Raw genomic sequence first — 19234 nt, forward strand, 5'->3', positions numbered from 1 at the left:
CGGCTCGCCGGGCGCCTTGCATTGAAACGGGTGTTCCATGGCCTTCAAGGAATTCGGCAAGCATGACGCGGTCGGCCTCGCCGACCTCGTGCGCAGGAAGCAGGTCAGCGCGCAGGAACTGCTCGATGAGGCGATCGCCCGCACCGCAAAGGTGGACCCCCAGATCAACGCCGTCGTGGTCAAGCACTACGACTATGCGAAGAAGCAGGTCGACAAGGGCCTCCCCGATGGCCCCTTCACCGGAGTACCGTTCCTGCTGAAGGATCTCGACCTGCTGCAGGGCACGATCACCACTTTCGGCGCCAGCATCTATCGCAACAACGTCGCCGACCATAGCGGTACCCTCGCCCAGCGCTTTCTCGATACCGGCGTTGCGATCTTCGGCAAGAGCGCCAGTCCGGAATTCGGACTGATGCCGACCACGGAATCGCGGCTGTTCGGCGCGACCCGCAATCCCTGGAATCTCGCGCATTCTTCCGGCGGGTCGTCGGGCGGCGCGGCGGCGGCCGTTGCGGCGCGCATCCTGCCGATGGCGCATGCCAGCGACGGCGGCGGCTCGATCCGTATCCCCGCTTCCGCTTCCGGCGTGTTCGGCCTGAAGCCGACCCGCGCGCGCAATCCGCTCGGGCCCGACCGCGGCGAAGGCTGGGGCGGCTTCTCCTGCGGCCACGTCGTGAGCATCAGCGTGCGCGACAGCGCGGTCATGATGGATGCCGTGCACGGCCCCGAGACCACGAGCCTCTATGTCGCGCCGCCGCCGGAGCGGCCGTTCTCGCAGGAAGTCGGCCGCGATCCCGGCCGCCTGCGCATCGCCTTCACCGACCGCTCGCCGCATGGCGAGGCCATCGACCCCGAAGTCGCCGCTGCCGTGCGTGACGTCGCCGCGATGCTGGGCAAGCTCGGCCACCATGTCGAGGAACGCGCGCCAAAGCTTCCGGCCGATCCGGCCGCTGTCATGGCGGTCATCGTCGGCGCCAACACCGCGCTTACCGTGCGGATGGCTGAAGCAATGTTCGGCCGACAGATGACGGGCGACGACTTCGAAGCCCTGACCATGGCGATGAGCCACAATGCGCAGAAGACCAATGCCACCGATTACGTCGCAGCCCAGCTTGACGCCTTCCGTATCGCCCGCTCGCTCGCGGAATTCTTCGAAAGCTGCGACGTCTTCCTGTGTCCGACGCTGTGCGCGCCGCCGGTGAAGATCGGCGAGCTCAACACGATGTCGAACGACCTCTCGCATATCGGTCCGATCCTGCACCGCTACATGCCTGCCACTTCGATGTTCAACATGTCCGGCCAGCCTGCGATGAGTGTACCGCTCGCGTGGAACAAGGCTGGATTACCGCTCGGCATGATGTTCTCAGCCAGGCTCGGCGATGAGGCGACCTTATTCCGCCTCGCGGGCCAGCTTGAGCAGACGCGGCCCTGGAGGGACAAATTGCCGCCGGTATGCGCGTAAGCTGGCCGCGTCGCGGCCAAAACTCAGCCTCATTCGCACGCGAGGAAGGGCGACCGGCGCGGCAACGGGGACACCGGTTCCGCTGACGGAGTTCATATCCGGAGGCCTGATCGTGGATAGCAGCGATCCGACTGACCATGCGCTGGCGGCCATCGCCAGCATTCGTGAAAATGCCGACGACGATGCCGCTCTGCAGCCGCAAAGCGACGCGGAAAAGCACGCCATTGCGGTGATCGAAGACAAGCCGCTGGCACCTGAACAGCCGGACGATGGCGACAGCTATTTCAAGGTGGGCCCGGGGCCGATGGCGTCGATTCGCTTCAAATGGTCGGTGCGGCGTGGCGAGAACGACGACTATTTCGTCGACGAAACTATCGGGGAAAATTCGGCCCCGATCACATCGGGGCCGATGAGCCGCGAGGCCGCAGTCAAGATGGTCGACGATCGCGAAGCCGATGCGCGCCGGCGGTTTGATGATCTGCGCAACGAGATGGCCGGGCGCAGCGCCATCGCCAACGTATTGCGGGGCGACAAGGGCGAAGCCTGAACGTCGCGATCTGGATAGCGGAACCTGCGACTTTTGCGTGGAATTGACGGCATTTCGGGGCGATCCTAGATTCGCCCGCAGATCGGATTGAACCGAAGCCGCGCGGTGACGACTTATGGTTTGAAAGTGACCTAGGTCACGCTGCTTGAAGCCGCCAACGTCTAGAGCTTCGGGCGGGATTCCCTGTTCAGGAGGTCGTTATGAAAAAGCTCTTGGCTGTCGCCGCCCTGTTGCTGGCGAGCAGCGCAGCACAGGCCCAGTACTCCTTCGAATATGGGGGCAAGACCATCCGCGTCGACCCCGACCGCGGAACCGTGCAAATTCCGGGCGTTTACGACAACACCAAGAAGGCCAAGAAGGGCGACGAGGCACCGGCCGCCAAATCGAAGCAACCGGAGAAGACGACCACGACCACGGCTGCCCCGCCGCCCGCAGCCCCGGTTGAGCAGCAGCCGGCTGTGGCCGTAGCGCCGCCTGCCCCAGCCCCAGTGCCCGCGCCTGCTCCTGTGCCAGCGCCTGCCACGGTGGCCGCGCCGGCCATCCAGGCGCCGATCCCGCCACCGCTCGCTGCCACCGGCGATCAGTCAACGGCGACCGCGGCAGCTGCGCCGACCGTCAATCCTGCCGCTCCGGCCATGAGCGCGCCGCCGCCCGGTCAGCAAAGCGTTTTGCCGCCGCCGCCTGCTGCGGCACCGCCGCCGCCAGCGCCTACGGCCGCCACAGTACCGCCTGTGTCAGCTTCCATTGCCCCGCCGCCGGCCCCGAGACCGGCGCCCGCGGTAGCCGGCAACACGCCAATCGGCGTCTGGCTGACCGAGGAGAAGGAAGGCAAGGTCCGCATCGAGCAATGTGGCGCCAACCTCTGCGGCTATTCCGTGGACAAGAAGACCAACCAGAATAGCGAACAGGTGCTGATCAACATGAAGCCCGGCAAGGACAAGTGGAGCGGCCGGATCCTCGATCCCAATACCGGCAGCACCTACGACTCCACGATCGCGATGAAGGGCACCGACACCCTGCGCGTGCAGGGCTGCGCCTTCGGCGGCGTGTTCTGCGGCGGCCAGACCTGGACACGGGTGAACTAGCCGTCAGTCGGATACCGGCCATTCCAAGGGCCCCGCCCGATCGGCGGGGCCTTTTTCATGCGTGACAGCCATCACGGTCGCCGATTGCCCGGCATGACACCTTCCGCTCCGAGAGACACTAACGGGGGAAAGGTGATTCCCATGAGCGCATTTCAAAAAGCCAAGCTGACCAGCATGCTGCTCGCCAGCGTTCTGCTGGCAACGCCGGCTGCGGCCAGCACCTCGTTTGACGGGCAGTGGAGCGTGCAGATCGCTTCATCCAGTTCCGCCTGCACCAACGGTGCATCGGTGTCGATCGGGATCAACAACGGCGAGGTCGCATCGAACACCTCGGCGGTGACGGCCTCCGGCCGTGTGGCCGAAGCCGGCACGATCAACGTGACCCTGAGCACCGGCATCAAACGTGCGGTCGGCTTCGGCAGGCTGAGCGGCTCATCCGGGTCAGGCACCTGGCGTGCGGCTGCGTGCTCGGGCACCTGGACCGCGCAGCGCAACTGACCGTGCGACGTCGCGCCGGCCTCGCGATCACGCCGACGGCGCGACGTTGTACTCGGCGTCGGTGACGTGCTCCATCCAGGTGACGTAACTGCCGTCGAGCGCTTCCTGCATGGCAATGTGGGTCATCGCGTTGTTTGGCGCGGCGCCGTGCCAGTGCTTCTCGCCCGGCGGAATCCAGACCACGTCGCCCGGCCGGATTTCCCGCACCGGCCCGCCCTTGGCCTGCACGCGGCCAATGCCTGAAATCACGTACAGGGTCTGGCCGAGCGGATGCGTGTGCCACGCCGTTCGCGCGCCAGGCTCGAATGACACGCGGTTCGAGGCCAGCCGCGCGGGGGCCGGCGTCTGGATGATCGGATCCTGCAGCACTGTGCCGGTGAAGGATTCCTTCGGGGCCCGGCGTGTCGGGCGGGTGCCGGCGAGATGAATTTCCATGGGCTTGTCTCTCCCTGACGATGTTATTTCTTGCTTGCGGCGTAGCGCGCCTTGGTCTCGGCGTTCATGGGATAGAGGCCGGGCAGCGCTGCGCCGTTGTTTACCTCGTTGACGATCCAGGCTTCCATCCGCTCCTGTTCCGGTCCTTCGGAGAGGATGGTATCGAGCTGCGCCTGCGGGATCAGCACGGCGCCGTCCTGGTCGGCGACCACGATGTCGTTGGGAAATATAGCGACCCCGCCGCAGCCGATCGGCTCGCCCCAGCCGACGAAGGTCAGGCCAGCGACCGACGGCGGCGCCGCATAGCCGTTGCACCATACCGGAAGATTGGTGCCGAGCACGCCCTCGACATCGCGCACGACGCCGTCGGTGATGAGCGCAGTGACGCCGCGCTTGACCATGCGCGCGCAGAGGATGTCGCCGAAGATGCCGGCATCGCTCACGCCCATGGCATCCACCACGGCAATGCATCCCGCCGGCATGGCCTCGATCGCGGTGCGCGTCGAGATCGGCGACGACCAGGATTCCGGCGTGGCGAGATCTTCGCGCGCAGGCACGAAGCGCAGCGTGAACGCGCGCCCGACCAGCCGCGTCTGTCCCGGATGCAGCGGCTTGGTGCCGCGCATCCAGACGTTCCGCAGGCCTTTCTTGAGCAGCACGGTCGTGATGGTGGCGGTAGATATCCTGGAAAGCGTTGCGATCTGCTCGGGGGACAGGGACATCGAAAAGACGGGCTCCGGTGGGAAAGAAGTTGCGGCCGCATCTTGCGGGGAAGGAGGTTCGCGTCAAGGGCAGTGCGATCAACCCTGCTTATCGCCAGCATGCTGTTTAATTTATTGAAGTTGCACGAACTTTTTCACAGAACGAATTCCACTCCGGCCTGAAACGCGCTAGCTTGCGAGGCAGGAATCCGGAAGGCCATGGTCGAAATCAATACCCTCCCCCGCCTCCTGCCGAGCGGCGACAGCGCCATCACGGTGGAGTATTCCCGCGACATCGACGATGGCGCCAATCGCAGCGTCCTTTCGCTCGATCGTGCGCTGGCGCGCGCGCCGATCGCGGGCGTGATCGAGGCCGTGCCGACCTATCGCTCGCTGCTGGTGCATTACGACCCCGTGCAGATCGACTACGACTCATTGAGCCAGCGTCTGCTCGCGCTGGCGCGATCGCCGGCCGAGGCGAGCCCGAGCACGCGGCGCTGGCGCATCCCCGTTGCCTACGGCGGCGAGCACGGCGCCGATCTCGAGGATGTGGCGAAATCGCTCAACACCACGCCCGATGACATCGTGGCGCGGCACGTCGCGGGCAATTATCGCGTGGCGATGATCGGCTTTACGCCCGGCTGGTCGTATCTCAGCGGGCTCGACAAGTCGTTGCACATGCCGCGACGGCAAAATCCGCGGCTGCTGACGCCGGCCGGCACGATCTCCATCGGCGGGGTGCAGACGGGCGTGCAGTGCCTCGCCGGACCCAGCGGCTGGCACCTTCTCGGCCGCACGCCGGTGCGCACCTATCAGTTACACCGCGATCCCACCTTCCTGCTCGAACCCGGTGATTACGTTACGTTTTCGCAGATTGACGCCCGGAGCTTTGCGGAGCAGGACCGCGCCGCGGAAGCGGGCAAAATCATCGCCGAGCTCGTCGCCTGATGCCGAAGCTCGTCATTGCCTCGATCGGTCCCGCAAGCTCGGTCCAGGACGGCGGCCGTCCGGGTTCGCAGCGTTATGGTCTCACGCCCAGCGGCGCGATGGATCGTCTCGCTCTGGCCGCGGCCAATACGCTGGTCGGCAACGCGCCGTTTGCGGCAGCCATCGAGGTCGGCCCGTTCGGAGCGGCCTTCATCGCGCGCGGCGGTTCTGTTCGCGTTGCATTGTCGGGCGCGCAACGCAGTGCCGACATCGCAAAGCGGCCGGTTGCGGTCGACAGCTCGATGACGCTGGCGGACGGCGAGACGCTGACGCTCGGCTTTGCGCGCAACGGCTCCTTCAGCTATCTCGCGATCGAAGGCGGCATTTCGGGCGAGCCGATGTTCGGCAGTCTGTCCGTGAATGCGCGCGCCGGTCTCGGCAGTCCCTACCCGCGCCCGCTGCAGGCCGGCGACGAATTGCAGGCGGCACCTGCAAGCGGGGCACCGGAGCGCCGCATCGAATTGCCCGATGTCCCGGACGCACCGATCCGCATCGTGTTCGGTCCGCAGGACGACGAATTCTCCGACGAGGCCAAGGCGCTGTTTCTGGCCAGCGACTGGAAAATCTCCGCGACCAGCGACCGCATGGGTTACCGGCTCGAAGGCCCCGTCATCAGGCATCTGCACGGCCACAACATTGTTTCCGACGGCACGGTGAACGGCAGCATCCAGGTGCCCGGCAACGGCCAGCCGATCGTGCTGATGCCGGACCGCGGCACCAGCGGCGGCTATCCCAAGATTGCCACCGTCATCACAGCCGATTTCGGCCGCTTCGCGCAGATTTCCGCCGGCCGCAGTTTCCGCTTCAAGGCCCTCAGCATCGCCGAGGCACAGGCCGAGGCGAAGAAGTTCGCCGACCTTGTGCGTACCCTGCCCGACCGCCTGCGCGCGGACGGCGCCGAATTCAACATCGAAGCCCTGGCCGATGCTAACGTGGCAGGCCACGCCGTGAGCGCCGTGGACGCCGGAACCTGGCATCCATATGCCTGGACAGAAAGCGAGCAAGCACCATGAAGACAGTCGATCTCAACTGCGATCTCGGCGAGGGTTTTGGCGCCTGGGAAATGGGCAACGACGCCGCCATGATCGAGCTTGCAACCTCGGTCAATGTCGCCTGCGGCTTCCATGCCGGCGATCCCGACATCATGCGCCGTACGGTCGAGCTTGCCAAAGCGCGCGGCGTCGGCGTCGGCGCGCATCCCGGCTATCGCGATCTGCACGGCTTCGGGCGCCGCCCGATGCCGGGGCTGACGTCGCGGGAGATCGAGAACCTGATCGCCTATCAGATCGGCGCGCTGCAGGCGATTGCGACGGCGGCCGGCTACAAGGTCACCCATGTCAAGGCGCATGGCGCGATCTCCAACGTCGCCTGCGAGGACGACATGACGGCGAAGGCAATCGCCGATGGCATCAAGGCGGTCGATCCCAATCTGATCTTCGTGGTGCTGGCGAACTCAAAGCTCGTGAAAGCCGGCGAGAACGCCAATTTGCCGATGGTGCACGAGGTCTTCGCCGACCGCGCCTATGAGGACAACGGCACGCTGGTGTCGCGCAAGAAACCCGGTGCGGTGCTGCATGACGCCAAGGCGATCGCCGATCGCGTGGTGCGGATGGTGCAGGACGGCGCGGTTGTCTCCGTCACCGGCAAGGTCATCAAGATGCGCACGGACACGGTCTGCATCCACGGCGACACGCCCGGCGCCGTCGAGATCGCGCGCGGTGTGCGTGCGGCGTTGAAGGCTGCCGGAATCGACGTGGCGCCGTTCAAGAAGCCGAATTGAATCTGACGGCTGGCGATGGAGTCTCGAGTCGTGCTCGAAGTATGATTTGCGTGCCCTAGCGGTCCATTGAGAGATTGTTAAGGGTCTTCCTAAAGCCAAACTTTCCGAATGGTTGATAGGCGTAGCTCTCTATCCCTTAACGTCCTCACGGGTTTGAAAGCATGTTTCGCAAATCTGCCTCGCTTTTGATTGCCGCCGTTGCGGTTGCAGCTCTTCCCAGCACCGCCTACGCCTTCTGTGACAGCTGCTACATTCCGCCGCCGCAGCCCTGCACCACCTGCTATCAATTGCAGAGCGTGCCGCCGCAATACCGCACGGTGCAGGAAACCGTGATGGTCTCCCCGGGCGCCGTGGTCGCGCACCGCACGCCGGCGCAGTATCGCACCGTCATGGTGCCGAAAACGGTGATGGTCGCGCCGGAAGGCGTCGCCTATGAGCGCATTCCGCCGCGCTATGCCACGCAGCAGCGCGTCGAGATGGTGTCGCCGGGCTATTCCTACTACGCGCCTGTCGCGCCGCGCTGCGCCACCTGCGGTTACTGAAGATTCTTGGTCTTGAGCATGATCTTATCCGAAAACCGGTTTCCGCTTTTCGGGATCATGTTCTAGTAGCCGATCGCCGCGCCGTCGCTACGCGGATCGGAGCCGCCGCTCAACAGGCGGTCCTCCGGTCCGATCGTGATTCCATGGGCGTGGCCGGCCTGCTCGTTCCAAGCGCCCCAGCGATGGATGGAATGGCCGCGCCGCTCCAGCGCATCGATGGTCTCGGCGGAAAAGCGGCTTTCCATGTAGAGCGTATCGCGTGCCTCGCCGAGCCCGAAGCGGCCGGACAGGAAGCGCGGCAGTTCGAGCGCCTCCTGGATGTCGAGGCCGTAATCGATCATCGCGGTGTAGAGCTGCAGCTGGATCTGCGGCTGGCCGTCCGCACCCATGCAGCCGAGCACCGTGGAGAGCTTGCCATTTCGCTTCGCCATCGAGGCGATCAGCGTGTGCAGCGGGATCTTTCCGGGCGCCAGACAATTGGGATGATCGGGATCGAGCGAGAAATAAGCGCTGCGGTTCTGCAGGATCACACCGGTGCTCCCCGCAGTCACGCATGACCCGAAGGCACCGTAAAGGCTCTGGATCAGCGAGGCGGCATTGCCATGCCGGTCGACGGCGGCGATGTAGACGGTGTCACCGTTCAGGCTGCCCCAGGATGGCACCTGATCCCAGCGCAACGCCCTGGCCGGATCGATCAGTCCAAGACGCCTCCCGGCATAGTCCGGGGAAATGAGCGTCCCGATCGGGATATCCGCGAAAGCGGGATCGGCGAGCAGCACATCCCGGTCGTGGTAAGCGATCTGCTTGGCCTGCACGAGCAGGTGCAGGCGGTCCGGGCCAAGCAAGTCCTTTGGCTCAAACGATTCCAGCAGGTTGAGCATCTCGATGACGGTAAAGCCCTGGGTGGGCGGCGGCGTGTTGAAGATCGTGAAATCGCGATAGCGGCCGACCAGCGGCTTGCCCCATGTCGCGCCTTGCTGCGCCAGATCGGCCGGCTCGAAAAATCCGCCCTGCTCCCGCGAGAAGCGCGCCATCTCGGCGGCCACAGGCCCTTCATGGAAGCCCGCGCGTCCGCGCTCGGCGATCGCCTGCAGCGTATTCGCAAGGTTCGGGTTGGCGAGCGTGGTTCCCCGCCGCGGCATCGCGCCGTCGGGAAAGAACAGCGCCGCGGTCTCGTGGTGCTGCAGCAGATCTTCGCGCATCATGTCGATGAAAGCGGCCAGACGCGCCGTCACCGGAAAGCCGTCGCGCGCATATCCGATGGAGACCTCGAGCACGCGCGCCAGCGGCAAGCGGCCGTGAACATCGTGGGCCGCGATCCAGCTTGCCACGCCTCCGGGCACCGTCAGCGTGGCCGGAACGATCCCCCGCAGCGGGATTTCGCGCAGTCCTCGTTTCTCGAGAGCTGCCGGCGACGCGCCGGCTGCCGCCTTGCCGCCGCCATTGAGATAGCTGATTTCGCCGCTGCCGCCGTCGTGGATCAGCCAGAAGGCGTCGCCGCCAAGGCCCGTCATGTGGGGATAGACGACCGCCAGCACGGCGCTAGTCGCAATGGCGGCATCGATGGCGGAGCCACCGGCGCGCAGCACATCAACGCCGGCGCTGGACGCCAGCGAATGCGGCGACGTCACCATGCCCTGGGTCGCCAGCGTTGCGGGCCGGCCGGTGTTGATATCGAACGGCATCCCGTCCTCAGCCCCGGATCATGCGACTTTCCCTCGCGTTCCCCGCGCGGGCACCTTGATCGTGCCATCGCTCACCCAGGCGTCGAAGATTTCGAGCGCCCGTTCCGAAAACGCCTTGTCGTTGATGTGCGCGTCGACTTCGGTCATGCGGACCGGAGGCACGATGGATTTGCGGGCCTCATCCAGGAAAGCCGCGAGTCCCTCCGGATCGTGGGTCGGCCCGCCCGGCTTGTCCCACTCCTCGAGGCCCTTGGCCGGCAGCAGGAAATGCACGGGGCCTCTCGATTGCGAAAGCCGTCTTCCGATCTCGCGCGCGGTCTCCCGCCGCTCCTCGGCGTTCAGCACCGAGGACTTTATCAACCGGTTGTGGGCGTGGAACTGCCGATTTGCAAATCGCGCCGGCAACTCCTGCGATCCCACGAAGTCGATGAGGTCCATGCATCCGGGAGCCACGATCTGGGGAATGCCGCTGCGGCCGGCATTGAGCAACCTGTCGGGTCCCGAATTGACGGCCGAGCCGAACATCCAGTTGCCGAGCTCCTGCGGAGCAAAGTCCATCACGGCAGCAAAGCCGCCCCCGGCGGCGATGCTCTCGAAGGCCATGCCGCCCATGCCGGTGGCATGAAAGATCGCAACTTCAAAACCCCTGTTCTCGAGTTCAGGCTTCAGCCACTTCATGTAGGCCAGGCATGAACTGCCGAAACTGGTCATGCCGACGACCGGCCTTTCGGACTGCGCCGGCTCGGCTGCCCGCGCCGCGCCGAGCACGGCGCCGGCCGCCTGGCTGAGCGACGACTTGCAGATCGCATTGAGCCCGTAGAGACCGCCGGCCCACAGGATCATCTGGATATCGGCCGAAAGCCGGTCGGCAGGGATCAGCGGCGAAAAGGCGACGGTCGAGATGATGTATTTGGGCACGCCAATGGCGAGCGCGCGGGCGCAATCGAGCGCAAGGTCGGTGCCCATCGTACCGCCCATGGCGATCATGCCGTCGATCCTGCCCTCGCGATGCAGCTTGCTTGTCAGCTCGGCTGCGCCGCGGGCCATGATCTGCATCGCCTCGTTCTCGTCGCCGGCGGCCACGGCGGCGTCGATCGATGATCCCGCGGCGGCAGCGACTTCGTGCTTGCTGACCGAAACAGGCGCATTGGGCTCGCCGAGCACGGAGACGTCCATGGTCAGCGTCGCGCCGCCCTGGCGCTCGATGCAGTCGCCTAGGAAGCTGAGCTCATCGGACTTGGTATCGAAGGTGCCGATGATGAGTATGGTCTTCCGCTCGTTCACAACTGTATCCACGCCGCCTTGAGGTCCGAATATTTGTCGAGCGCGTGAAGCGACTTGTCCCGGCCGAAGCCGGATTGCTTGAAGCCGCCCAGGGGCACCGTGATGTCGGTGCCGCCATAGGCGTTGACATGCACGACGCCCGCTCGGATTTCCCTGACCATACGATGGGCGCGCGACAGACTGGATGTCCAGACAGCGGCGGCAAGGCCGTAATCCGTTGCGTTCGCAAGGCGGATCGCCTCGTCCGCGTCCTTGAACCGCATCACGGCCAGGACGGGGCCGAACACCTCCTCCCGGGCCAGCTGCATGCCCGGCGTAACGTCGCAGAAGATCGTCGGCGCCATGTAGTAGCCGCCCGTATTCTGCAATATGCGCTCGCCACCGGTGACGAGTGTCGCGCCCTCGCGCGTCGCGCCGTCGACGAAGCGCAGATTTCTTGCCAGCTGGTCGGCGCCACAGACGGCTCCGATGTCGCTGGAGAGGTCGAGCGGGTCGCCGACACGAAGCCTTGCGGTCGCAGCCTTCAGTTTGTCCATGAAACGATCGTAGATCGACGCTTCCACCAGCAGGCGCGAGCCTGCGACGCAGACCTGGCCCGAATTGCGAAAAATGCCGGAGGCGGCGACGTTCGCCGCACGATCGAGATCGGGCGCATCCGCGAAGACGATGTTCGGCGACTTGCCGCCGAGCTCGAGGTGGACGCGCTTTAGGTTGGATTCGGCCGACGCTTTCATCAGCTGCCGCCCGACCCCGCCGGAGCCGGTAAAGGCAATGCAGTCCACGTCCATGTGCCTGGCCAGCGCCTCCCCCGCCACGCGGCCGGTTCCGGTGACGACATTGAGCACGCCATCGGGCAGTCCGGCGGCGGTGGCAAGCTCCGCGAGCTTCAGCAGCGACAGCGAGGCAAGTTCGGAGGGCTTGACGACGACGCTGTTGCCGGCCGCCAGCGCCGGGGCGATCTTCCAGGCGCCGATCATCAGCGGAAAGTTCCAGGGAACGATCACGCCGACGACACCAAGGGGCTCGTGGTGCACGAGCCCGAGCACGCCGGGCGGTGTGGGCGCAATCTCGCCATAGACCTTGTCGATCGCCTCCGCGTAATACCTGAATGTCTGCGCCGCGCTGAGCGGTTCGGCCTTGTAGGCCATGGCGATTTCGGTGCCGTTGTCGCGAACCCCGAGCACCGCGAGTTCGAGCGCGTGTTGCTCGATCAGGTCGGCCAGTCGCAGCATCCGCTTCTTGCGATCCGCCGGGGCAGCGCGCGACCAGGCGCCATCCTCGAAACGCGAGCGCGCGATTGCGACGGCGATCTCCACATCGCGCGCCGAGCCGTTTGGGATCGTCGTGATCTCCGAGCCGTCGATCGGGCTGATGACCGGAAGCGGCTCAGCCTGCTCGGCGGTCGCCCGGCCGGCAATCCAGTGCGCCTGTGGCGGCACGGCAATGGTGCGCAGTCGGTCGATATCGGCTTGTTGCACCTGGTTCGCTCCCCTGGCGAATCCCGCCCCGAATGATCGGTTCACTATTTGCACCGATATTGATAATAGATTGCCGCCGGCCTCCGGATTTGTCAAACTGGCTTCAGTCGCAACTTGTTGGCGACATTGGATGCGGACCAAATGCAGACCGTCGACAAGGCGATGAAGCTCCTCGGTTACTTCTCGGTTGCCGAGCCGGAGATCGGACTGAGCGAACTCGCGCGCCTCGCATCATTCGACAAGGCCGCAACACGGCGCTTTCTCGTCGCGCTGGCCAACCATGGCTTCATCGAGCAGGACGGCGACACGCGCAAATACCGGCTTGGTCCGGCGTTTCTGCGGCTGGCGCGGATACGCGAGGCGACGCGTCCGCTGGCGCGCATGGTGCAGCACTCGCTCGACGAACTCAGCCGGGCCACGGGCGAGACGGCCCACGGTTCGATGTTTTCCGGCGAGGATCTCTCGATCATCGGCATCGCCGAGCCGCAGCGCCCGACGCGCGTATCGGTCGACGCCTCCCAACCGCTGCCGCTGCACGCTACGGCATCGGGCCTCGCCTGCCTCGCCTTCCTCGATGAAGAAACGGCGCGGCAGATTCTTGCGGGCACGTCGCTGCGCAAACATACGGATCATACCTGCGTGTCGAAGCGCGAACTCAAGGCCGCGATCGCCGAGACGCGGGAGCGCGGCTACAGCATGGCCGTTCGCACCTTCGACGACGACGTCATCAGCATCGCGGCACCGATCTTCGGCGCAACCGGGATCGCCATCGGCGCAATTTCCGTCGCCTCGGTCGCCTCGCGCTTCGGCAGGGAGTCCGAACGGCGTATCGCTGGCCCAGTGCTGAAGGCGGCCGCAGGCGTTTCCGAAGCAACGGGCGGCATTATCCATCCGGCAGTTGCCGCCGCCATCGATCGGCACCGCGCATGAACGAACTGGCCCGGGCGCTGGTGCTGGATTTCGGCGGCGTCATCTCGCGCACGATCTTCGAGACCCAGCCGGAGAACGAACGGGCGCTTGGGTTACCGCCTGGCACGCTCAACTGGCGCGGCCCCTTCGATCCCTCTGGCGATCCGCTGTGGCGCGCGATGCAGGCTGGCGAGATATCCGAACGCGACTATTATTTTACCCGCGCGCGGGAAACCGGGCGCCTGGTCGGCGAGGACTGGTCGAGCCTGCCGCAATTCCTGCAGCGCATCCGCGGTGCCGATCCGAAATCGGCGATCCGTCCGGAAGCAATCGCGGCGATCGAATCGGTGAAGCAGGCCGACGCGAAACTCGCCATCCTCTCCAACGAGCTTGATCTGTTCTATGGCCCCGACTTCCGGGCGAAGCTGCCGTTCCTCGCCGACATCGACCTGATCGTGGACGCGACCCATACCGGAATTCTCAAGCCCGATCCGCGCGCCTATGCTTTCGTCACCGAAGGACTGACGCTTGCCGCCGAGATCTGCGTGTTCGTGGACGACCAGATCAGGAACGTCCGCGGCGCCGAGGCCGCGGGCTTCCGCACCATCCACTTCGACGTCACGCGCCCGGCCGAAAGCTACCGGGCGGCGTTAATTCATTTCGGACTTTGAGCGGAGCACAAATCCCATGCGCGATTCCAATTTCCTGGTCGAGAACAATGCCCGGCATGTCTGGCATCCGATGGCGCATCCCGGCGAGATGCGGGCGCAGCCGCCGAAAATCGTGCATGAAGCCGAGGGCGTCGAGGTGATCGACATACACGGCCACCGTCTGCTCGACGCCGTCGGCGGCCTCTGGAATGTCAATCTCGGCTATTCCTGCGAGCCCGTGAAAAAGGCGATGCGCGATCAGCTCGACCGGTTGCCCTACTACTCGGCGTTTCGCGGCTCGACCACCTCGCCTTTGATCGAACTTTCGTTCGAACTGGTCGAGTGGTTCAAGCCGGATGGCATGGCGCGCGCGTTCCTGACCTCGGGTGGATCGGACTCGGTCGAAACCTGTCTCCGCCTGGCGCGGCAGTACCACAAGCTGAACGGTCAGCCCGAGCGCACGAAATACATCGCGCTGAAGAAAGGCTATCACGGCACGCATTTCGGTGCAGCATCGGTCAACGGCAACCAGAATTTCCGCCGCCAGTACGAGCCGCTGCTGCCGGGATGCTTCCACATCCCCGCTCCCTGGACCTATCGCAATCCCTTTGGAACGGAAGACGCGGCCCTGATTGCCGAGCGCTGCGCGGCACTGCTGGAGGACGAGATCGCTTTCCAGGGCGCGGACACCATCGCCGCCTTCATCATGGAGCCTGTGTTGGGCGCCGGCGGCGTGATCGTGCCGCATGAGAGCTTCATGGGCCGGGTCCGCGAAATCTGCAGCCGGCACGGCATCCTCCTCATCGCCGACGAGGTGATTACCGGCTTCGGGCGCACCGGCGCCTGGACGGGCTCACGGCTGTGGGGCGTCAAGCCGGACCTGATGTCGACGGCCAAGGCCGTCACCAACGGTTATTTTCCGCTCGGCGCGGTGATGATCGGCGAAGAGCTGGTGGACGCCTTTGAGACCGACAAGTCCAGCAAGGCATCGATCGGGCACGGCTATACCTATTCCGGCCATCCCGTGGGCGCCGCTGCGGCCCTTGCGGCGCTTGCGGAAACCACGCGCCTGGACGTCGCGAAGAATGCCGCACTGCGCGGCGCTGAACTGATGGCGGGTCTGGAAAAGCTCAAGGCCAAACATGCACTGGTGGGCGACGTGCGCGGCAAAGGTCTGATGGCGGCGCTCGAGCTTGTGTCCGATCGCACGCAGAAGACGCCGGCGTCCAAGGAGGTGCTGCAGCGCGTGTTCGAGACGGCCTATGAGCGCGGCGTGATGGTTCGCACGTCGGGGAATATCATCATTCTCTCCCCGCCCCTGATCATTACGGCGAACGATGTCGCCAGGATCATCGGCGCGCTCGATGCGGCACTGGCATCGGCATAGGCGGGGGATGAAGCGAAGCTGAAGCGTCCGGCGGGACCGCCGGCGCTGTGATCAGAAGGGATGCACTGAAAGCGTGCCGAACACCACGGCGGCGATGAGGGCAAGCGAGCTGTAGATTGCCACCGTGTGCAGTCGCCTCTCCGTCCTCAGGGCCATCAGACGCGGATGAATGGGAAGGCGGGTATCCGCCGATAGTTCGCGCACGGTCGATCTCCAACGCAGCATTTGCGTCATAAGAGAAGATCGAAGGGCGGCGAATGCAATAAGCCTGCGAAAATAGCGATACGGGCGCTTTCGCGGGCTGAAATTGCAGTGAAACCTTCTCTCGCTCGGATTCGCGCGAGAATATTCTTCGGACAGATTGGGCCGGATTGGGCCTAATCAGGGGATATCCTGCGGGAAGCGACCTGTCAGGCCTGCCGATGCCTGATCGCGAAGGCCGCCAGATGGCCGGCGATGTCGTCGGGATTGAACGGCGGTCCCGCGAAGGCGCCGATGGCGCCGGGGGCCTCGGCGGCCTGCCCGGCGCGCCCAAGCGCGGCGTCGTAGAGGTCCGGCCGGAACACGCCCATGGCGGTCTTCAGCGCCTCAAGGCTGTAAGCGGTCTGCCCCCAGCGCACCATCTGGGCGTAGAGCCAGGCCGCCTGCACAGGATCCGGTCGTGCGGCGCCCTCCCGTCCCACCAGCAGATACCGGCCGCTCTGGCGCATGGTGCCGTCGGGCGAGATCTTCAGCCGGCCGTCCAGCGTGCGCTGGATGACCTCGGCATCCACCCCGATGCGTTCCGGCTGGGACAGCAGCTGCGCGGCCTCGGCGCGATTCTCCGGTTGCTCGATGAATTCGGCCGCGCGCGAAGCCGCGCGAACCAGCGCCGCAAGGACGTCAGGGTTCTTTTCCGACCAGTTCTGGCGCACGGCCAGCACCTTCTCGACCGCGCGCACCAGGATGTCGGAGACGAAATGCAGGATGTGGCCGACACCGAGATCGACGGCCACCGAATTCCAGGGCGCGCCGACGCAGAACGCATCGACCTGTCCGCTGGCGAGGCTGTCGACCATGTAGGGCGGCGGCAGCACCACCAGCCGCACATCCTCGTCCGGATCGACGCCGCCGGCCGCCATCCAGAACCGCAGCTGGTAATTGTGGGTGGAAAACGGAAACGTCATGCCGAAGGTCAGCGGCTCGGCGCCGCTCTTCTTCCGCTTGGCGACGACGCGCGCGAGCGCCGTGGCGGTCGCCATCGGATCGAGAGGCTCGCCCTCGATTTCGGCCATGATCGCGGCATGCAGGGCGGGCGATACCGTGATCGCATTGCCGTTCAGACCGAGATTGAAGGGGGCCGCGATCGGCACCTTGATATGGCCGAGCCCGAGGCTGGAGGCGATCGCAACGGGCGCGAGCAGATGGGCGGCGTCGAACAGGCCGATATTGAGCTTGTCGCGGACGTTCGACCACGACACCTCCCGCACCAGGGTGATGTCGAGACCTTCGGCGGCGGCAAAACCCTTGTCCACAGCCACGATGAGCGCGGCCGCGTCGACCAGCGGAATGAAGCCGATACGAAGGGGCGTACTCATTTCAGCATCTCCGACGCAGTGATGATCGACTGGGCGATCTCGCTGATTTTCTTCTTCTCGCGCATTGCGGTAGAGCGCAGCAGCACATAGGCCTCGTCCTCGTTGAGGCCCTTCACCTTCATCAAAATACCCTTGGCGCGGTCGATTACCTTGCGGTCCTCGAGCGCGGACTTGGTGCGGTCGAGTTCATCCTGCAGCTTGGCAAAGGCGTTGAAGCGGGAGATGCAGAGGTCGAGGATCGGCTTGATCCGCTCCTTTTTCAGCCCGTCGACGATATAGGCGGAAACACCGGCCTCGACGGAAGCCTGGATCGAGGCGGCGTCGCTCTGGTCGACGAACATGGCGATCGGCCGGCGCACCGCGCGGCTGACCTGGAACATCTGCTCCAGCACGTCACGGCTGGGGTTTTCGAGGTCGATCAGGATGACGTCGGGGTCCAGCGCAAAAATCTGCGCCAAAAGGCTCTGCATTTCGCTGATATGCACGACGCCGGTAAATCCCGCCTCCCGCAACCCCTCTTCCAGGATCGCGGCACGGATCGGGCTCTCGTCGACTATGACGATCTTCGGAGACGATTCGGCGCTCATCGTTCACCCATAACCCGGAACCGCATCCTTACAGCAGCCAGAACCCCGCCGCAAAGCCTTGTAATTGCGACCGAATGGGACTAGCTCCAGCCCATCAATCAGGCAATCGAAAACATGCAGCAGGCCTCCGCGCCCAAAGTCAGCTTTGTTTCGCTCGGATGCCCCAAGGCGCTGGTGGATTCAGAGCGGATCATCACCCGCCTGCGCGCGGAGGGCTATGAGCTTGCGCGCAAGCATGACGGCGCCGATCTCGTCATCGTCAACACCTGCGGCTTCCTCGACAGCGCCAAGAAAGAATCGCTTTCGGCCATCGGCGAGGCCATGGCCGAGAATGGCAAGGTGATCGTCACCGGCTGCATGGGCGCCGAGCCCGAGCAGATCGAGGCTGCCTATCCCGGCGTGCTTTCCATCACCGGCCCGCAGCAATATGAGAGCGTGCTGGAGGCCGTGCACCGCGCGGTGCCGCCGGCGCACAATCCTCATATCGACCTGGTGCCGCCGCAAGGCGTCAAGCTGACGCCGCGGCACTACGCCTATTTGAAGATTTCCGAAGGCTGCAACAACCGCTGCAGCTTTTGCATCATCCCGAAACTGCGCGGCGACCTGGTATCGCGCCCGGCCAACGACGTGCTGCGCGAGGCGGAGCGGCTGGTGAAGGCCGGCGTTAAGGAGCTGCTGGTCATCTCGCAGGATACGTCGGCCTATGGCGTGGACATCAAATATGCCGCGAGCCCCTGGCAGGATCGCGAGGTCCGCGCAAGGTTCTTCGATCTCGCAAAGGAGCTTGGCGAACTCGGCGCCTGGGTGCGGCTGCAATATGTCTACCCTTACCCGCATGTCGATGAGGTCATCGCCCTGATGACCGAGGGCAAGGTGCTGCCCTATCTCGACATCCCCTTCCAGCACGCAAGCCCGGAAGTCCTCAAAGCCATGAAGCGCCCGGCGGCGCAGGAGAAGACGCTGGCGCGGATCAAATCCTGGCGCGAGGCCTGTCCCGAACTGACGCTGCGCTCGACCTTCATCGTCGGCTTCCCCGGCGAGACCGATTCCGACTTTGCCTGTCTGCTCGACTGGCTGGAAGAAGCCGAGATCGATCGCCTCGGCTGCTTCAAATACGAGCCCGTCGCGGGCGCGGCCTCGAACGCGATCGGAAATCCCGTGCCCGACGAGGTCAAGCAGGAACGCTGGAACGCGCTGATGGCGCGCCAGCAGAAGATCTCGGCGCGCCGCCTGAAGCGCAAGGTCGGCACACGGCAGCAGGTGATCGTCGACGAGGTCGGGCCAACGGTGGCAAAAGGCCGGTCAAAGGCCGACGCGCCGGAGATCGACGGCACCGTCTATCTGTCGAGCCGCCGGCCGTTGAAGGTCGGCGAAATCGTCACCGCGAAGATCGAGCGCGCCGACGAGTATGATCTGCACGGCAGCGTCGCCGGGTTCTAGTTCCCGTTCAACATGTCGTAGTTGACCGCCATGTAGCCGGTGAGCTCGTCGCGAACGACGGCGGCGGGATGAATGAGCGCGACTTCCTGCGCCATTACGCCGACATGGACGGCATCGCTCCAGCGATATTTGTAGGCGCAAATGCCAAGCCCGTCGCTGCGCCTCGCCACAAGCGTGATGTCGCGCTTGAGGCCGGGCAT

21 protein-coding genes are annotated in these 19234 nt (G+C 65.0%); 12 read left to right on the top strand and 9 right to left on the bottom strand.

Features of this window, described 5'->3' with window-relative positions; all coding sequences use genetic code 11:
- The first annotated feature begins 37 nt into the window (after window positions 1-37).
- The 4 genes from HZB49_RS09185 (at window position 38) to HZB49_RS09200 (ending at window position 3592) form a co-directional block, all read left to right on the top strand.
- Window positions 38-1462, top strand: a complete 1425-nt coding sequence (locus tag HZB49_RS09185; RefSeq protein ID WP_291610331.1) for an amidase — start codon at window positions 38-40, stop codon at window positions 1460-1462.
- Between the two features lie 112 nt (window positions 1463-1574).
- Complete coding sequence (locus HZB49_RS09190) at window positions 1575-2009, top strand: hypothetical protein (protein WP_291610333.1); 435 nt, start codon at window positions 1575-1577, stop codon at window positions 2007-2009.
- Window positions 2010-2209: 200 nt separating this feature from the next.
- Window positions 2210-3094, top strand: a complete 885-nt coding sequence (locus HZB49_RS09195; protein ID WP_291610335.1) for a DUF2147 domain-containing protein — start codon at window positions 2210-2212, stop codon at window positions 3092-3094.
- A 141-nt stretch (window positions 3095-3235) separates the two neighbouring features.
- Window positions 3236-3592, top strand: coding sequence for a hypothetical protein (locus HZB49_RS09200; RefSeq protein ID WP_291610337.1), 357 nt, complete (start codon window positions 3236-3238; stop codon window positions 3590-3592).
- A gap of 27 nt (window positions 3593-3619) precedes the next feature.
- Here HZB49_RS09200 and HZB49_RS09205 read toward each other — a convergent pair whose 3' ends face one another.
- The gene (locus HZB49_RS09205; protein ID WP_291610339.1) at window positions 3620-4027 is read right to left on the bottom strand and encodes a cupin domain-containing protein; all 408 of its coding nucleotides are present in this window, start codon (window positions 4025-4027) and stop codon (window positions 3620-3622) included.
- Window positions 4028-4050: 23 nt separating this feature from the next.
- Complete coding sequence (locus tag HZB49_RS09210) at window positions 4051-4749, bottom strand: ribonuclease activity regulator RraA (protein ID WP_291610342.1); 699 nt, start codon at window positions 4747-4749, stop codon at window positions 4051-4053.
- Between the two features lie 198 nt (window positions 4750-4947).
- Between HZB49_RS09210 and pxpB the strand changes: the two genes are divergently transcribed.
- The 4 genes from pxpB (at window position 4948) to HZB49_RS09230 (ending at window position 8037) form a co-directional block, all read left to right on the top strand.
- Complete coding sequence (gene pxpB / locus HZB49_RS09215) at window positions 4948-5676, top strand: 5-oxoprolinase subunit PxpB (protein WP_291610344.1); 729 nt, start codon at window positions 4948-4950, stop codon at window positions 5674-5676.
- Window positions 5676-6728, top strand: coding sequence for a biotin-dependent carboxyltransferase family protein (locus tag HZB49_RS09220; RefSeq protein WP_291610346.1), 1053 nt, complete (start codon window positions 5676-5678; stop codon window positions 6726-6728). The genes pxpB and HZB49_RS09220 overlap by 1 nt, the downstream gene beginning before the upstream one ends.
- Window positions 6725-7495 carry a 5-oxoprolinase subunit PxpA gene (locus tag HZB49_RS09225; protein ID WP_291610348.1) on the top strand — a complete coding sequence of 257 codons (771 nt, stop codon included), beginning with the start codon at window positions 6725-6727 and terminating at the stop codon, window positions 7493-7495. The genes HZB49_RS09220 and HZB49_RS09225 overlap by 4 nt, the downstream gene beginning before the upstream one ends.
- A gap of 161 nt (window positions 7496-7656) precedes the next feature.
- Window positions 7657-8037: a hypothetical protein gene (locus HZB49_RS09230; RefSeq protein WP_291610350.1), complete on the top strand. Its 381-nt coding sequence runs from the start codon at window positions 7657-7659 to the stop codon at window positions 8035-8037.
- A gap of 62 nt (window positions 8038-8099) precedes the next feature.
- Here the strand turns inward: HZB49_RS09230 and ggt are convergent, their stop codons facing one another.
- Genes ggt through HZB49_RS09245 form a run of 3 tightly spaced genes read right to left on the bottom strand, consistent with a single transcriptional unit; the run spans window position 8100 to window position 12484 of the window.
- Window positions 8100-9722: a gamma-glutamyltransferase gene (ggt, locus tag HZB49_RS09235; RefSeq protein WP_291610352.1), complete on the bottom strand. Its 1623-nt coding sequence runs from the start codon at window positions 9720-9722 to the stop codon at window positions 8100-8102.
- Between the two features lie 18 nt (window positions 9723-9740).
- Window positions 9741-11006: a Tm-1-like ATP-binding domain-containing protein gene (locus tag HZB49_RS09240; protein ID WP_291610355.1), complete on the bottom strand. Its 1266-nt coding sequence runs from the start codon at window positions 11004-11006 to the stop codon at window positions 9741-9743.
- A complete protein-coding gene (locus HZB49_RS09245) occupies window positions 11003-12484 on the bottom strand; it encodes an aldehyde dehydrogenase (protein ID WP_291610357.1) in 1482 nt (493 codons plus the stop codon). The genes HZB49_RS09240 and HZB49_RS09245 overlap by 4 nt, the downstream gene beginning before the upstream one ends.
- A 141-nt stretch (window positions 12485-12625) precedes the next feature.
- Between HZB49_RS09245 and HZB49_RS09250 the strand changes: the two genes are divergently transcribed.
- From HZB49_RS09250 to HZB49_RS09260, 3 genes are read left to right on the top strand one after another with little or no spacing between them, the layout of a single operon-like run.
- The gene (locus tag HZB49_RS09250) at window positions 12626-13414 is read left to right on the top strand and encodes an IclR family transcriptional regulator (protein ID WP_291610359.1); all 789 of its coding nucleotides are present in this window, start codon (window positions 12626-12628) and stop codon (window positions 13412-13414) included.
- Window positions 13411-14064, top strand: coding sequence for an HAD-IA family hydrolase (locus HZB49_RS09255; protein ID WP_291610361.1), 654 nt, complete (start codon window positions 13411-13413; stop codon window positions 14062-14064). Before HZB49_RS09250 ends, HZB49_RS09255 begins: the two co-directional genes overlap by 4 nt.
- Window positions 14065-14080: 16 nt before the next feature.
- Complete coding sequence (locus tag HZB49_RS09260) at window positions 14081-15430, top strand: aminotransferase class III-fold pyridoxal phosphate-dependent enzyme (protein WP_291610364.1); 1350 nt, start codon at window positions 14081-14083, stop codon at window positions 15428-15430.
- A 51-nt stretch (window positions 15431-15481) separates the two neighbouring features.
- On the opposite strand, the gene HZB49_RS09265 is transcribed toward HZB49_RS09260, so the two are convergent.
- The 3 genes from HZB49_RS09265 to HZB49_RS09275 all read right to left on the bottom strand — a co-directional run bounded on the left by HZB49_RS09265 (window position 15482) and on the right by HZB49_RS09275 (window position 17594).
- Complete coding sequence (locus HZB49_RS09265; protein WP_291610366.1) at window positions 15482-15634, bottom strand: hypothetical protein; 153 nt, start codon at window positions 15632-15634, stop codon at window positions 15482-15484.
- A 206-nt stretch (window positions 15635-15840) separates the two neighbouring features.
- Complete coding sequence (locus HZB49_RS09270) at window positions 15841-17007, bottom strand: CmpA/NrtA family ABC transporter substrate-binding protein (RefSeq protein WP_291610367.1); 1167 nt, start codon at window positions 17005-17007, stop codon at window positions 15841-15843.
- The gene (locus tag HZB49_RS09275) at window positions 17004-17594 is read right to left on the bottom strand and encodes an ANTAR domain-containing protein (protein WP_291610369.1); all 591 of its coding nucleotides are present in this window, start codon (window positions 17592-17594) and stop codon (window positions 17004-17006) included. The genes HZB49_RS09270 and HZB49_RS09275 overlap by 4 nt, the downstream gene beginning before the upstream one ends.
- Before the next feature lie 114 nt (window positions 17595-17708).
- Between HZB49_RS09275 and rimO the strand changes: the two genes are divergently transcribed.
- Window positions 17709-19034, top strand: coding sequence for a 30S ribosomal protein S12 methylthiotransferase RimO (rimO, locus tag HZB49_RS09280; RefSeq protein WP_291610371.1), 1326 nt, complete (start codon window positions 17709-17711; stop codon window positions 19032-19034).
- On the opposite strand, the gene HZB49_RS09285 is transcribed toward rimO, so the two are convergent.
- Window positions 19031-19234 (bottom strand): hypothetical protein, encoded by a 204-nt coding sequence (locus HZB49_RS09285; protein ID WP_291610374.1) that lies wholly within the window; start codon window positions 19232-19234, stop codon window positions 19031-19033. The genes rimO and HZB49_RS09285 overlap by 4 nt on opposite strands.

Origin of the sequence: Bradyrhizobium sp. (assembly GCF_016219575.1) — a bacterium.
Classification (GTDB): domain Bacteria; phylum Pseudomonadota; class Alphaproteobacteria; order Rhizobiales; family Xanthobacteraceae; genus Bradyrhizobium.

What these genes read in the sequence shown, in the direction of transcription:
- ggt (WP_291610352.1), bottom strand. Translation starts at nt 9,722, where the DNA reads ATGCCGTTCGATATCAACACCGGCCGGCCCGCAACGCTGGCGACCCAG.
- HZB49_RS09205 (WP_291610339.1), bottom strand. Translation starts at nt 4,027, where the DNA reads ATGGAAATTCATCTCGCCGGCACCCGCCCGACACGCCGGGCCCCGAAG.
- pxpB (WP_291610344.1), top strand. Translation starts at nt 4,948, where the DNA reads ATGGTCGAAATCAATACCCTCCCCCGCCTCCTGCCGAGCGGCGACAGC.
- HZB49_RS09220 (WP_291610346.1), top strand. Translation starts at nt 5,676, where the DNA reads ATGCCGAAGCTCGTCATTGCCTCGATCGGTCCCGCAAGCTCGGTCCAG.
- HZB49_RS09255 (WP_291610361.1), top strand. Translation starts at nt 13,411, where the DNA reads ATGAACGAACTGGCCCGGGCGCTGGTGCTGGATTTCGGCGGCGTCATC.
- HZB49_RS09250 (WP_291610359.1), top strand. Translation starts at nt 12,626, where the DNA reads ATGCAGACCGTCGACAAGGCGATGAAGCTCCTCGGTTACTTCTCGGTT.
- HZB49_RS09285 (WP_291610374.1), bottom strand. Translation starts at nt 19,234, where the DNA reads ATGCCCGGCCTCAAGCGCGACATCACGCTTGTGGCGAGGCGCAGCGAC.
- HZB49_RS09200 (WP_291610337.1), top strand. Translation starts at nt 3,236, where the DNA reads ATGAGCGCATTTCAAAAAGCCAAGCTGACCAGCATGCTGCTCGCCAGC.
- HZB49_RS09225 (WP_291610348.1), top strand. Translation starts at nt 6,725, where the DNA reads ATGAAGACAGTCGATCTCAACTGCGATCTCGGCGAGGGTTTTGGCGCC.
- HZB49_RS09185 (WP_291610331.1), top strand. Translation starts at nt 38, where the DNA reads ATGGCCTTCAAGGAATTCGGCAAGCATGACGCGGTCGGCCTCGCCGAC.
- HZB49_RS09230 (WP_291610350.1), top strand. Translation starts at nt 7,657, where the DNA reads ATGTTTCGCAAATCTGCCTCGCTTTTGATTGCCGCCGTTGCGGTTGCA.
- HZB49_RS09195 (WP_291610335.1), top strand. Translation starts at nt 2,210, where the DNA reads ATGAAAAAGCTCTTGGCTGTCGCCGCCCTGTTGCTGGCGAGCAGCGCA.
- HZB49_RS09275 (WP_291610369.1), bottom strand. Translation starts at nt 17,594, where the DNA reads ATGAGCGCCGAATCGTCTCCGAAGATCGTCATAGTCGACGAGAGCCCG.
- HZB49_RS09210 (WP_291610342.1), bottom strand. Translation starts at nt 4,749, where the DNA reads ATGTCCCTGTCCCCCGAGCAGATCGCAACGCTTTCCAGGATATCTACC.
- HZB49_RS09260 (WP_291610364.1), top strand. Translation starts at nt 14,081, where the DNA reads ATGCGCGATTCCAATTTCCTGGTCGAGAACAATGCCCGGCATGTCTGG.
- rimO (WP_291610371.1), top strand. Translation starts at nt 17,709, where the DNA reads ATGCAGCAGGCCTCCGCGCCCAAAGTCAGCTTTGTTTCGCTCGGATGC.
- HZB49_RS09270 (WP_291610367.1), bottom strand. Translation starts at nt 17,007, where the DNA reads ATGAGTACGCCCCTTCGTATCGGCTTCATTCCGCTGGTCGACGCGGCC.